The sequence below is a fragment of the Mesorhizobium sp. J18 genome (assembly GCF_007829525.1).
Taxonomy (GTDB): Bacteria; Pseudomonadota; Alphaproteobacteria; order Rhizobiales; family Rhizobiaceae; genus VLJP01.
In genome coordinates, this window is record NZ_VLJP01000045.1 from 1 (window position 1) to 12,570 (window position 12,570).

A 12,570-nucleotide genomic window follows, 5' to 3' on the forward strand; every position below is an offset into this window, starting at 1 on the left:
AGAAGGTGCTGCTCCGGCCGAGCAAGGTGAAGAGGCGGCTCCTGCCGATGAGGGTGCTGCGCCGGCGGAAGAGGATCAGGAAGCCGCACCGGCGGAGGATGAGCAGGCTGCTCCTGCCGAGGACGGTGATGCTGCAAGCGAGCCGCAGTCGGAGACCTCGCCCTCGAGCGGGGAAGAGACCGACGCTCCGCGCGAAGAGCAGGCTCCTGCGGCCAATGAGTGACAAAGATTTAATGTCGCCAAATCTTGAAAAAGCCGGGTTCTCCCGGCTTTTTTGTTGGCTGTGATTCAACCGTGGCTGCGACCGTTCGCGGCAGGCGGTTTCATTCGGCACGCAAATCTCTAGGGTCAGGACCTAGTGTGTATCGAGATTCGATCCGACGCAAAGAGGTACCAGATGGCAAGGGTTTTCCGCGACGCAACAAAAAAACTCGCGTTTGCGGCGATTGTCATCGCGGGAGGTGTCTGCTTCGCCGCAGCGCAGCAGAGTGGAGCCGGGCAGGCACCAACCGTCCAGGAAGCCGCCACCACGCCGCCCCCCGTGGGACAGGATGGAGGGAACGATGCGGAAGCCGACGGCACCGACACCCGCCAATGGCGCATATCCTCCTCGCTCATCGACCCGGATATCGAGACCCAGGCGTTCGAGCACTACGACTATGTGAACCCCGAGGCTCCAAAGGGCGGTACGCTCAATTCGAGCACGATCGGCACCTTCGACAGCTTCAATCCCTTTGTCGTGCGCGGCACGCCCGCCGCTGGCCTATCCGGCTTCGGAGGCATTCTTTACGACACGCTCATGCAGCAGTCGACGGACGAGGCAGGCACCAGCCACGCGCTGATCGCTGAAGCCTTCACCTATCCGGAAGATTATTCATCTGCGACCTACCGCCTCAACCCGGAGGCCCGGTGGCATGACGGGAAGCCGATCACGGCGGAAGATGTCGTATGGTCTTTCAACGTTCTGAAGAAGCAAAGCCCACTTTACACCCAATATTATGCAAATGTGACCGAGGCCGTGGCCGTTTCCGATCGCGAGGTGGAATTCCGCTTCAACCAGACGGGAAACCGCGAGCTTCCGCATATCATGGGCGATCTCGCCGTACTGCCGAAACACTGGTGGGAAGGGACGGATTCTTCGGGCAGGAAGCGCGATATCAGCCAGCCTACGCTCGAGCCGCCACTTGGATCAGGACCCTATGCCATTGAAAGTTTCAAGCCTGGCTCGGAGATCGTCTGGAAGCGTGTGGAGGACTACTGGGCTGCCGACCTGCCGGTAAATGTAGGCCGCTACAATTTCGACCGTCGCAGATACGTCTATTTCCAGGACGACAATGCAGCCTGGCAGGCCTTCACGAAAGGCGGGTTCGAGGACATCCGCATGGAAAACCGATCGCAGCGCTGGGCGACCGGTTACAACTTTCCCGCCTTCGAAGCCAAGGACGTTCTCAAGGCAGAGTTTGAAACGAATTCCGGCGAACCCATGCAGGGCTTCGTCATGAACACGCGCCGCCCGCAATTCCAGGACAGGCGCGTCCGCGAGGCGCTTACCCTTGCCTTCGACTTCGAAAGCATGAACCGCACGCTCTTCTACAATTCCTATACCCGTACCGACAGCTATTTCGAAGGTTCGGAGCTCGCTTCGGGCGGATTGCCGGAAGGGCTCGAACTGGAGATCCTGAATACGGTAAAGGACAAGGTCCCGGAAGAAGTCTTCACCGAGGAGTTCAAGCTGCCGGTCTATGACAAGCCGGAAGCGGCGCGTGACTATCTGAGACGTGCCCACCAGCTTCTTTCCGAAGCCGGCTGGAACCTGCCGCCTGATCCAAGTCTGTGGCAGCGCTTCGCCGCCTGGATTGGCTTCGGTGAGGACTTGCCCGACGAACGCTTCCGCATAAACGAGGAAGGCAAGCGTTTCACGATCGAGTTCCTCGGCAACGACCCGACCGCCAATCGCGTGACGGCGCCTTATATCGAGAATCTGCGGCGGCTTGGCATCGACGCCTCCCTCAGGATCGTCGATACCAACCAATACATAAACCGTTATCGCAACTTCCAGTTCGACATGCTGACGACCGTCCTGCAACAATCCCAATCGCCCGGCAACGAGCAGCGCGACTTCTGGAGCTCCGAAGCGGCAGACACTCCCGGCTCGCGCAACCTCGCCGGGATCAAGAACGAAGCCATCGATGCGCTGATCGAAAGGGTGATCTATGCCAAGGACCGGGAAGAGCTCGTCGCAGCAACCCATGCCCTCGATCGTGTCCTGTTGTGGAACTATTATATGATCCCCCAATGGCATCTGCCGGAGATCTGGGTCGCTTATTGGAACAAATTCGGCATTCCCGACGGGCAGCCTTCCTATATCGGTGTCGACATCGAATCCTGGTGGGTCGATGAAGAAAAAGAAAAGGCTCTGGCCAGGAAATACGGAGGAAGGAATTGAGGCGCGCGACGTTGTTCTCCCGCCGCGCATTTCTGGCTCTTTCGTCATCTGCGGTCGCGGTTGCCATGCTCCCCCTGCGCGCCCGCGCATTGGAGGCGGGCGTTCCGCTGCATGGCATGTCCGCCTTCGGAGACCTGAAATATGCCCCCGGCTTCACACATTTTGACTATGTGAACCCGGAAGCACCGAAAGGCGGCATGTTCAATTTTTCCCCTCCGAACTGGGGCTTCAACCAGAACGTGCTCAGCTTCAATACGCTGAACTCTTTCGTGCGTACCGGCGATGCACCGCCGCGCATGGAGATGTGCTTCGATTCCCTGATGACCCGGTCTCTGGATGAACCCGATGCCGTCTACGGCCTTCTCGCGGAAAGCGTGACGATTTCCGGCGACGGAAACGCCTTCACGTTCCGCCTGCGTCCGGAAGCTCGTTTCCACGATGGAACGCCCCTGACAGCCGAAGATGTCGCCTTTACCTACAAGCTCTTCAAGGAGAAGGGCCATCCGAGCCTTCTTCTGCCTCTGACCGAAATGACGGACGCCCTCGCCCTCAGTGAGCATGATTTTTATATCGCCTTCAACGGCAAGCAGGCTTCCCGAACGATTCTGGATATCGTGCTGTTTCCGATCCTCTCGAAGGCCTTTTTCACGGAAAACCCCTTCGACAGCTCACAACTAAAGCCCCCGCTTGGTTCGGGGCCCTACAGAGTGGGCCGGTTCTCGGCCGGTCAGTCGATCGAGTATGAACGCGTTGACGATTATTGGGGACGCGATCTGCCGGTCAATCGCGGGCTCAATAATTTCGATCGCATCCGTATTGAATTCTACCGTGATCGCAATGCGGGCTTCGAGGCTTTCAAGAAAGGCAACGTACACTACCGGCAGGAATTCACCTCACGGCTTTGGGCGCAGGACTATGACTTCCCGGCAGTCACCGACAAAAAGGTCGTCAAGCGCGAATTCCCGAATGAATTGAACCCTTCCATGCAGGCCTGGGCGGTGAACCAGCGGCGGGAGCGTTTTCGCGATCCGCGCATTCGCGAAGCCATCGCGCTTTGTTTCGATTTCGAATGGACGAACCGCAATCTGTTTTACGACGCCTATGAACGGTCGCAATCGACGTTTGAACGCTCCGCTTACAAGGCAGAAGGCGCGCCTTCACCCGAGGAGGTCGAACTGCTCGCGCGCCTGCCGGGCGAAATCCCCCAGGAAGCCTTCGGCGAACCGGTCACGATGCCGGAATCCGATGGTTCCGGCAGGGATCGCAAACTGCTGCAGCGGGCTAGCGAGCTGCTGGCGCAGGCAGGCTGGGTGCGCCCCGAAGCGCCGAGCCTGTGGGAGCGCGGACTCAATCTTGTCGGCCTGGGCGAACAGCTTCCCGACCCGCAATTTGTGGTCAATCGCGAGGGGCGGCAACTGACGCTCGAACTGCTCGTCCATGACGATGTTTTCGTCCGGGTCTATTCGCCCTTTGTCGAGAATCTGCGCGCCGTCGGAATAGCCGCCACCATCCGCATGGTGGACCCGTCGCAGTATCAGGCGCGCATCAACGACTTCGATTTCGACATGGTCGTTATCGCCGCCTCGTTCAGTGCCACGCCTACGCGTGACGAATTGCAGCGTTTCTGTCACTCGCGCGCAGCAGACATCCCGGGCACCCGCAACCTTCCAGGAACGAAGAGCGAGGCAGTCGACGCCTTGCTCGACGAGGCAGGCCGCGCAGAAACCCGCGACAGGCTGACTGTGGTGTTGCGTGTGCTGGACCGGGTCTTGCGCGCGCGACGCGACTGGATTCCAAATTGGCATGCGGCGAATCACCGGGCAGCCTATTGGGATATGTTCGGCTTCAAGGAGCCGAAGCCGGATTACGGTTTCCCGGTGGAAGCGATGTGGTGGTACGACGAAGAAAAAGCCAAGGCGATTGGCAAGGGGTAACAGCCACGTGACTGACAGCAACGAGGCGACAGGCTGATGGGAGCCTATATTCTTCGCCGGCTTCTTCTGATGATCCCGACTTTGCTCGGGATCATGACCGTCTCTTTCATCGTCATACAGTTTGCTCCCGGCGGACCTGTCGAGAAGGTCATTGCAGAAGTGACCGGACAGGGTGGAGGCGATCGCATTTCAGGCGGCGGAGCCGATATCGGCAACCAGAACTTCGCCACCACCGATTCCACCTATCGCGGCGCACAAGGCCTCGATCCCCAGTTCATCGCCGATCTGGAAAAGCAGTTCGGCTTCGACAAGCCGCCATTGGAACGCTTCCTGTTGATGCTGTGGAATTACGCCCGCTTCGATTTCGGCGAGAGCTATTTCCGCGATATCTCCGTCATCGATCTCATCCTGGAGAAGATGCCGGTATCCATTTCTCTCGGCATCTGGATCACCCTTATATCTTATTTGATCTCGATCCCCCTCGGCATACGCAAGGCGGTAAAGGACGGCTCCACCTTCGACATCTGGACCAGCGGCGTTGTCATCGTCGCCTATGCCATTCCCGGCTTCCTTTTCGCCATCATGTTGATGGTGCTGTTTGCCGGCGGCTCCTTCTTCGACTGGTTCCCGTTGCGGGGCCTTACTTCCGAGAATTGGAGCGAACTGTCGCTCTGGGGCAAGATCGTCGACTATTTCTGGCATCTGACGCTTCCGCTGACGGCCATGGTGCTGTCCGCCTTCGCCACGACGACGCTTCTTACAAAGAACTCTTTCCTCGACGAGATCCGCAAGCAATATGTGATCACGGCGCGAGCCAAGGGTTTGTCGGAACGGCAGGTGCTCTACGGCCATGTCTTCCGTAATGCGATGCTTCTTATCATCGCTGGCTTTCCAGGCGCCTTCATCTCGGCCTTCTTCACGGGCTCGCTCCTGATCGAGAGTATCTTCTCGCTCGACGGCCTCGGTCTGCTCGGCTTTCGCTCGGTGCTTGACCGCGATTACCCGGTGGTGTTTGCCAATCTCTATATCTTCTCGCTGATCGGGCTGATCGTCAGTCTGATCTCGGACCTCACCTATACGATGATCGATCCGCGCATAGACTTCGAGCGGAGGGATGTCGGGTGAGCGATATCCAATCCAAGGCACAGGTCGAACTGGTTCGGGAAAAAGTGGCGCGCCCCTGGCTTTCGCCACTCAACCAGCGGCGTTGGCGCAACTTCAAGGCAAACCGGCGTGGCTACTGGTCGCTTTGGGTTTTCCTGGTCCTGTTCGTGCTTTCCCTGTTCGCGGAATTCCTGGCAAACGACAAGCCCATCGTCGCCTCTTATCGCGGTGAACTCCTCTTTCCCGTATTGATCGATTACCCGGAACAGAAATTCGGCGGCTTTCTCGCCGTCACCGACTATCGCGATCCGGTGATTCAGGACGAGATCGAGGCAAATGGCTGGATGATATGGCCGCCGATCCGCTATTCCTACCGGACGGTCAATAACGAAATCCCCCAGGCGGCCCCCGCAAAGCCCTCCTGGCTTTATGACAAGGAAACACGCTGTTCGCGCTATCCGGAAGGGGTGAACGATGTGAACTGCACCCCCGGCAACTGGAACTGGCTCGGAACCGACGACCAGGCCCGGGACGTGCTCGCCCGCATCATTTACGGCTTTCGCATATCGGTGCTGTTCGGCCTCATCCTGACGGCGCTTTCGGCCGTCATCGGCGTGTCGGCCGGCGCGGTTCAGGGTTATTTCGGCGGCTGGACAGATCTTCTTTTCCAGCGATTCATCGAGATATGGTCGTCTATCCCGGTTCTCTATCTCATCCTCATCATCGCCGCCGTGCTGCCGCCGGGCTTCTTCATTCTGCTCGGCATCATGCTCCTGTTTTCCTGGGTGGCCTTTGTCGGTGTGGTGCGAGCCGAGTTCCTGCGAGCGCGCAATTTCGAATATGTCAGCGCCGCCCGCGCGCTCGGCGTACCGAACCGCACGATCATGTTCCGGCATCTCCTTCCCAACGCCATGGTGGCGACGCTGACATTCCTGCCCTTCATCCTGAACGGTTCGATCACGACGCTCACCTCGCTCGATTTCCTGGGATTCGGGTTGCCGCCCGGTTCGCCCTCGCTCGGAGAATTGCTGCGGCAGGGCCAGCGCAACCTCAATGCGCCATGGCTCGGCATTTCAGGCTTCCTGTCCCTGTCGATCATGCTTTCGCTTCTGATCTTCATTGGCGAAGCGACCCGTGATGCCTTCGATCCGCGCAAGGCGTTCAGATGACAAATGCACCTCTCCTCTCGATTCGCGATCTCACGGTTGCCTTTCATCAGGAAGGACGGGAGACACTTGCGGTGGATCGCGTTTCCTTTGATATCGGGCGTGGCGAGACGGTCGCGCTGGTCGGTGAATCAGGCTCGGGCAAATCCGTTACTGCACTTTCTGTGCTGAAACTCCTGCCCTATCCGGCGGCAAGCCATCCATCCGGCAGCATCTTCTATGGTGACAAGGATCTGCTTTCCCGCGACGAGCGGGAGTTGCGCCGCATACGCGGCAACAAGATCACCATGATCTTCCAGGAGCCGATGACCTCGCTCAACCCGCTGCACACAATCGAGCGGCAGGTCGGCGAAATTCTGAAGATCCACCAGGGCATGGGCGATGCGAAGGCGCGGGCGCGCACTCTCGAACTCCTGAAGGAAGTCGGCATCCGCGATCCGGAGAAGCGGCTCGATGCCTTCCCGCATCAACTCTCGGGCGGTCAGCGCCAGCGTGTGATGATCGCCATGGCGCTCGCCAACGAACCGGAACTCTTAATCGCGGACGAGCCCACCACCGCGCTGGATGTAACGGTCCAGGCACAGATTCTGGAGCTTCTGGCGAAGCTGCGCAAGAAGAACGACATGTCGATGCTGTTCATCACCCATGACCTCGGCATCGTGCGCAAGATCGCCGATCGCGTCTGTGTCATGACTGAAGGCAGGATCGTGGAGACCGGGCCGACGCGGGAGATCTTTGACAACCCGCAGCATGAATATACCCGCCATCTCCTGGCCGCCGAGCCCAAGGGCCACCCCCCCAAAGCCGACGACAGCGCTGACACGGTGATGGAAGGCCGGGATATCAAGGTCTGGTTCCCGATCAAGAGGGGGTTCTTCCGCCGCACCATGGACCACGTGAAGGCCGTCGACGGTATCGACGTCACGGTGCGCGAGGGACAGACGCTCGGCGTCGTGGGCGAATCCGGTTCAGGCAAGACGACCCTCGGTCTCGCCCTTGCCAGGATGATCTCCTCCGAAGGCAGGATCAACTTCACTGGCAGGGATATCGGCGCGCTTTCCTTCCGCCAGATGCGGCCGCTCAGGCGCGAATTGCAGATCGTCTTTCAGGATCCTTATGGCTCGCTCAGCCCGCGCATGTCGATTGCCGAGATCATCCAGGAAGGACTGCGCATTCATCAGCCGAAGCTTTCGGAGGAACAGCGTGACCGCATGGTGGTGGATGTCCTGAAAGAGGTGGACCTCGATCCGGCAACGCGTTTCCGATATCCGCACGAATTTTCCGGCGGCCAGCGCCAGCGCATCGCGATCGCGCGCGCCATGGTTCTGAAGCCGCGCTTCGTCATGCTGGACGAACCCACCTCAGCACTGGATATGAGTGTACAGGCGCAGGTGGTGGATCTTCTCCGCGACCTGCAGCAGAAGCACGATCTGGCCTATCTGTTCATCAGCCATGATCTGAAGGTGGTGCGCGCGCTCGCCAACAATGTCATTGTCATGCGTGACGGGAAGGTTGTCGAGACTGGCACGGCCGAGCAGGTATTCGAGAATCCGCAGACCGATTATACGCGCGCTCTGATTGCCGCCGCATTCGACATTGCCACGGCACCACGCGGCGTCGTAAGCGAATAGCGCAGATTTTCCGGAGAAGGTGCATGAACGACAGACCCGGCGGCCGAATCCTGCTCTCGACTACCGGTTTCCGGCCGCAACTCTGGTACGATCTCCTGTCCGCGGAGCGTCCCGTCGTGCTCGAACCGGATGGCGACGACGATCCGACGATCGAATATGCGGTCGTTTGGAAGCAGCCTCCCGGCCTGCTCGCGCGCCTGCCTTATCTCAAGGCCATCTTTTCGATCGGCGCGGGTGTCGATCATATATTTGCCGATCCTGATCTGCCGGATGTGCCAATCGTCCGCATGGTGGCCGACAATCTCACGCAGCACATGACAGAATATGTGGTATGGCGAGTGCTCGATCATCATCGCCAGGGCGCCCTTTACCGCTCGCATCAGAATCGGAAACTCTGGCGTGAACCCCCTCAACCGCCAGCAGAAAACGTGTCGGTGGGCATAATGGGCTTGGGCCAGCTTGGACGCGCTGCCGCGAAAGCCCTGCTGTCGTTGGGCTTTCAGGTCAACGGTTGGAGCCGGACGGAGCGCCGGATGGATGGAGTGACCACCTGGCACGGCGAAAAGGGCCTGACGCCGTTCCTCAACGCCACGGATATCCTTGTCGTCCTGCTGCCCTATACGACGGCAACCGAGGGAATCGTGAACTACGATCTGCTCGGCAAGCTCCGCCGCGACGGAGAGCTTGGCGGCCCGTGTCTGATCAATGCCGGCCGGGGCAAGCTGCAACGCGGCGACGACATCCTTCGCGCTCTGGACGATGACATTCTCAAGGAGGCAAGTCTCGACGTTTTCGAGGAAGAACCCCTGCCGCCCGAAAGCCCTTTCTGGACACATCCGAAAGTCTTTGTCACCCCTCATGCGGCGGCGACTTCCGACCCCCATCATCTTGTCCCGCTGATTCTCGAGCAGATGACCGCCTTCGAACGGGGCGAACCGCTCCGGAACGTGGTGAACCGGGAAGAGGGTTATTGATCGCCGTAGGGTTGGCCCATGCGGCCATCCCTACGCCTGCAGGTGTCAGATCCTGGCAACGAGTTCCGCCAACTGATCGGCACATTGGCCCCAGCCCTCGTGGAAACCCATCTTCTCGTGGGTTTCGCGATCTTCCGCCGTCCAATGGCGTGCGCGAGCCGTGTAACGCGTCTTGCCCCCTTCGTCCTCGAATGTGACGATCGCCGTCATGAACGGCTTGCCGGACGGCATCCACGCCTCGGTATAGGCATCCGTGAAGACCAGCTTCTCGTTCTCCACGACTTCCAGATAGACGCCGGGATTGGGATATTCGTTACCCTCGGGGTCACGCATGACAACCAGACTGGAGCCTCCGGGACGCACGTCGATCTCCACTTTCGACAGCGTCCAGGGCCGGGGCACGAACCATTGCTTCATCAGCTCCGGATCGGTCCAGGCGCGAAACAGTTTCTCGCGTGGCGCGTCGATGATGCGCGTAAGAACGAGCTCGTGTCCGGGATTGGTATCGGCATTTGCAGTCATCTTCCCATCTCCTTTTCAGTCGTTCGGCCAAAAGGACGATCGAGGGGCCGTCCTCCCGACACCTCCTGCAAATTTTTGCGGTCGCCGCCGTGGCATCACGGGCGGCGAAACACGATGGGCTTTCCAAAAAGCGGCTCGATACGGCCGATCGCAGATGACAGCGGCTCGTGCGACACCATCATTGTTGAGCCATTGGCATGGAGGACCTCTGTCGCGCTCGCCATGATCGCAACATGCCCCTTCCAGAAAACGAGGTCGCCACGCCGAAGCCCGGCGTAATCCCTTCCCGGCTCGATCACCTCCCCGGTCGAGGCCGCCTGCATGTCGGAATCGCGCAACACGACCTTGCCTGCCATGCGCATAGCCAATTGCACGAGGCCGGAACAGTCTATGCCGAAGCCGCTGGTACCGCCCCAGAGATAGGGCGCGTAGATCAGCCTTTCGGCTGCGGAAACGTAATCCTCTTCTGCCTCGCCGATCGGTTTCAGATGGCTGGCGATCATCGCCGCGCCGTCCGGCAGGATGGCGTATCGCGTTCCACGTTTTTCGAAAAAGTCGACAATCGTGACGAGTGCGCCCATGGATTGCTCGCCGGCGCGCGGCAGCTTCAATTCCGGCTCGGGATAGACGAAGGTGCGGGCGGCCTGGACAATATGGGTTGCGGACGGACCCTGCTCGCCCAGACTTCGTGTCAGGACATAGCCCACATAGCCGTCATAGTCCGCCTGAACCCAGGCCCATTCTTCCCCCTGCTCGAAGACAGTGACATCCATCCCGTGCAGGAACTGGGTATTCACGCCAGAGCGCAAGTCCGGAGCAGCATGCACGTCCGCGACCGCGCTGACAATGCGGGCAGGACGGCCGGCCACGAAGCGAGCAGCTTCGACCCGGCCCCGCAACTGCTCATCGGCGATATCCTCCCGGAAGGCATGAAGACGCGGGTCGAGGACCTTCATAGCGGCAATTCAGCGGATTTCGCGATGATTACGTCGCCGAAACGCTCCACGAAAAGAGCGCCCTCAACGGTACGGCGGACCAGCACGTTGCGGCGGTCGCGCTCGTCACGATGACGGGAGACGAGCTTGAGCGAACCCATTGTATCAAGCGCCCTTGTGATGACGGGCTTTGTAACGCCAAGCTTGGCAGCCAAGCCACGCACGGTATGCGGCGGTGGGTCGAGATAGATCGTAAGCAGGATCGCCATCTGCCGCATCGTCAGATCCGGCGTGTCGGCCCGGACTTCGGCGAGACTCACTTGCTGCCATAGCCGCAGCGCCTGGCTCGGGCGCATGAAGATAGACATGGACGAAATCCGGTATCATTTCGGCTCCGTACCATTCAATACGACCGACGATCCGATGGCAAGACGGAAGCTGGTCAAGCACCGTAGCGATCGCTCAGAACACGCTCCAGCGCGCGGATCCCCTGTGCCTCGCCGCCGATCAGGCAATGTGGCTTTTCGTTCGGGTTCCAGCCGTAAATATCGAAATGCACCCATAGCCTGGCCTTCTCGACAAAGCGGCGGAGGAAGAGTGCGGCCGTTATGGAACCTGCAAAGCCATCGGAGGTGACGTTGTTCACATCGGCGATCTTGGAGCGCAGCTTGGGATCGTAAGGCTTCCACAGCGGCATGCGCCAGAGCGGATCGGCAGCCGCATCGGCGGCCATTGCAAGCTCGCCGGCAAACCCATCGTCGTCCGTGTAGAAGGGCGGAAGATCGGGCCCCAATGCTACGCGGGCGGCACCCGTCAGTGTCGCCATGTCGATCAGCATTTCCGGCGCCTCCTCGTCCGCAAGGGCCAGCGCGTCAGCCAGTACGAGGCGGCCTTCCGCATCGGTATTGCCGATCTCGACCGTGATGCCCTTGCGGCTGGTCAAGACGTCGCCAGGCCGGAACGCGTTGCTGGAAATGGCATTCTCGACGGCCGGAACAAGGACGCGCAGCCGCACTTTGAGTCCAGCCTCCATGATCATGGACGCAAGGCCAAGGACATTCGCGGCACCGCCCATATCCTTCTTCATGAGCAGCATGCCGCTTGCCGGTTTTATGTCGAGACCGCCCGTGTCGAAGCAGACGCCTTTGCCGACCAGCGTTACTTTCGGAGCGGAGCGTGGCCCCCAGGACAGGTCCAGCAGTCGGGGAGCTTCCGCCGAGGCTCGTCCCACGGCATGGATCAACGGGAAATTCTTCTTCAGAAGCTGGTCGCCCTTCACAACGGAGACTTTCGCCTTGTGCCGGTCGGCAAGCTCCCGGACGGATTTTTCAAGCGCCTCCGGTCCCATGTCATTGGTTGGTGTGTTGATGAGATCGCGCGTGAGATAGACGCCATCCGCAATCCTCTTTATCCGGGTAAGGTCGGCGCCGTCCGGAACGGCGAAACGGATATTCCTGCCCTGTTTCTTGCCGTAGGGGGTAAAGGCATAGGCACCCAGGACCAGGCCCAATGCGGCCAGCTCCGCTTCATCCGGCCGGCTCGCGAAGTGCCAATCGCCTTCCGGCAACAGCCGCGCAAGCTTCCCGGTCGCCAGCGGTGAAGCCGCGGTTCCTGAACCCATGCCGAAGAATGCCCCGGCCAGCGCGCCGTTCTCCCCTGGAATGGTCAGCAGGCTGCCATCGTCACCCTTGAACCCGTTGGCCTTGGCCCAGGACAAGGCACCGGCATCTGCTCCCGACCTTTCCAGCCCGTCGCCCCGGACCAGAAAAACAGGCAGGCAGGAGTTCTTTTTTCGGGCTATCAGCTCAAGGGGCATTAGAAATTTTCCTCTGGTTGCAAAGACACGGCGGTCTTACCT

General features: G+C 59.8%; 11 protein-coding genes. 7 read left to right on the top strand and 4 right to left on the bottom strand.

Annotated elements, in window-relative coordinates; all coding sequences use genetic code 11:
* From L598_RS15250 to L598_RS15280, 7 genes are all read left to right on the top strand, one after another.
* Positions 1-223: hypothetical protein (locus L598_RS15250; protein ID WP_210245006.1), on the top strand; the 223-nt coding region annotated here is incomplete at its 5' end.
* 174 nt (positions 224-397) lie between these two features.
* Complete coding sequence (locus L598_RS15255; RefSeq protein WP_144863870.1) at positions 398-2,446, top strand: extracellular solute-binding protein; 2,049 nt, start codon at positions 398-400, stop codon at positions 2,444-2,446.
* Positions 2,447-2,511: 65 nt separating this feature from the next.
* Entirely contained in the window at positions 2,512-4,380 is a 1,869-nt protein-coding gene (locus L598_RS15260; RefSeq protein WP_144864133.1) for an extracellular solute-binding protein, read from the top strand.
* A 36-nt stretch (positions 4,381-4,416) separates the two neighbouring features.
* Positions 4,417-5,505, top strand: coding sequence for a microcin C ABC transporter permease YejB (locus L598_RS15265; RefSeq protein ID WP_144863872.1), 1,089 nt, complete (start codon positions 4,417-4,419; stop codon positions 5,503-5,505).
* On the top strand, positions 5,502-6,653 hold the full coding sequence (locus L598_RS15270) for an ABC transporter permease (RefSeq protein ID WP_144863873.1): 1,152 nt from the start codon (positions 5,502-5,504) through the stop codon (positions 6,651-6,653). The genes L598_RS15265 and L598_RS15270 overlap by 4 nt, the downstream gene beginning before the upstream one ends.
* The gene (locus L598_RS15275) at positions 6,650-8,281 is read left to right on the top strand and encodes an ABC transporter ATP-binding protein (protein ID WP_144863874.1); all 1,632 of its coding nucleotides are present in this window, start codon (positions 6,650-6,652) and stop codon (positions 8,279-8,281) included. The genes L598_RS15270 and L598_RS15275 overlap by 4 nt, the downstream gene beginning before the upstream one ends.
* Positions 8,282-8,304: 23 nt before the next feature.
* A complete protein-coding gene (locus L598_RS15280; RefSeq protein WP_144863875.1) occupies positions 8,305-9,255 on the top strand; it encodes a glyoxylate/hydroxypyruvate reductase A in 951 nt (316 codons plus the stop codon).
* Positions 9,256-9,300: 45 nt separating this feature from the next.
* On the opposite strand, the gene L598_RS15285 is transcribed toward L598_RS15280, so the two are convergent.
* The 4 genes from L598_RS15285 to L598_RS15300 form a co-directional block, all read right to left on the bottom strand.
* A complete protein-coding gene (locus L598_RS15285) occupies positions 9,301-9,777 on the bottom strand; it encodes an SRPBCC family protein (RefSeq protein WP_144863876.1) in 477 nt (158 codons plus the stop codon).
* 95 nt (positions 9,778-9,872) lie between these two features.
* On the bottom strand, positions 9,873-10,733 hold the full coding sequence (locus L598_RS15290) for an NlpC/P60 family protein (protein ID WP_144863877.1): 861 nt from the start codon (positions 10,731-10,733) through the stop codon (positions 9,873-9,875).
* Positions 10,730-11,080, bottom strand: coding sequence for a MarR family transcriptional regulator (locus tag L598_RS15295; RefSeq protein WP_144863878.1), 351 nt, complete (start codon positions 11,078-11,080; stop codon positions 10,730-10,732). Before L598_RS15295 ends, L598_RS15290 begins: the two co-directional genes overlap by 4 nt.
* A 74-nt stretch (positions 11,081-11,154) precedes the next feature.
* On the bottom strand, positions 11,155-12,528 hold the full coding sequence (locus tag L598_RS15300; protein WP_144863879.1) for a leucyl aminopeptidase family protein: 1,374 nt from the start codon (positions 12,526-12,528) through the stop codon (positions 11,155-11,157).
* Positions 12,529-12,570 lie beyond the last annotated feature (42 nt).